Origin of the sequence: Halorubrum sp. SS7, from assembly GCF_005435055.1 — an archaeon.
GTDB lineage: Archaea > Halobacteriota > Halobacteria > Halobacteriales > Haloferacaceae > Halorubrum > Halorubrum salinarum.
In genome coordinates this window covers 1-917 of the sequence record NZ_SGXV01000145.1, presented here as the reverse complement: position 1 = coordinate 917, position 917 = coordinate 1, and the positions used below count along the sequence as shown (strand labels likewise).

Annotated in this window: 1 protein-coding gene and 1 pseudogene; both read right to left on the bottom strand. The window is 58.2% G+C overall.

Annotated features, from left to right (window positions below; genetic code table 11):
- Positions 1-68: 68 nt before the first annotated feature.
- Positions 69-815, bottom strand: coding sequence for a hypothetical protein (locus EXE44_RS17220; protein ID WP_137717991.1), 747 nt, complete (start codon positions 813-815; stop codon positions 69-71).
- A gap of 1 nt (position 816) precedes the next feature.
- Positions 817-917 (bottom strand): annotated as a pseudogene (locus EXE44_RS17215) (DNA polymerase sliding clamp); the annotation flags it as partial.

The window sequence follows — 917 nt, the reverse complement described above, 5'->3', positions numbered from 1 at the left end:
ATGTCGAGTACGCCGACCGGGAGCCGCGCGGGACGCGGGTGACGGTGTCGATTCCGGTCGTAGACGATTTATAAAGCGTGTGCCTCGCCGTACGCCTGTGCCTTCAGGCGATCGTAGCGCTCTCGCGAGTCGAGCACCCACTTGTACTCGAACCCGGGCGGCGGGTTGCCCATCCAGTCGAGGAACGAGCGGGTCTCTTCGACTCCAAAGCGGATCGTTTCGCGGTTGTACGTTGGAGAGAGATCGACCTCCTCAAACAGATTCAAAAGGAATTCCTGACGCTCGTCTCGGTTCCGTATCCGTATCGCGGCTCTAGGCTCACCGTTCTCTTGAACGTCGAGACACCCGTCACAGACGTACCACATCTTCGCGATCCGTGGCGTGAGCGATAGGCTCTCTGGGAACCGCTTCTCGCCGGATCGGTACCATTGACGAAGTGACCGCATGAACGGGTGGGAGCGCGATATGACGGTGTACATATCGTGATAGTTCTCAGCCCTCGCATTTGGGCTGAACCCCGATTCACGGTTATTCTGCGCCAGTTCCGCTGCCGTCTTTTTAAGCGAGACACCGGTACTCAATATCCCTATCTCGTGGTCGAACCACTCCAAGAATTGCTTGTTAACCATCGGGAGACGGAACAGGCCGTGAGAACCGTCGTTCGTCTTCGGGACGGATCCGTCACCCATGAGACAGCCGATGAGGATCTCGCGAAGGTACGTGGGAATCTCGGGGTAGTAACAGCTTCCGCGTGCCCAGTGACTACCGACCCGCTTGAACGACTTTCCGCATCCTAGACACGTTTCCCTCGGCAATTTACTCGCTCTGAATGCGGGGGGCTAGCATATACGTTGCGTTCCCCAGCCCCTCCGCGAAGCCGTAGTGGAGCTTGACGGGGAACTCCTCGCCGAGCTCGA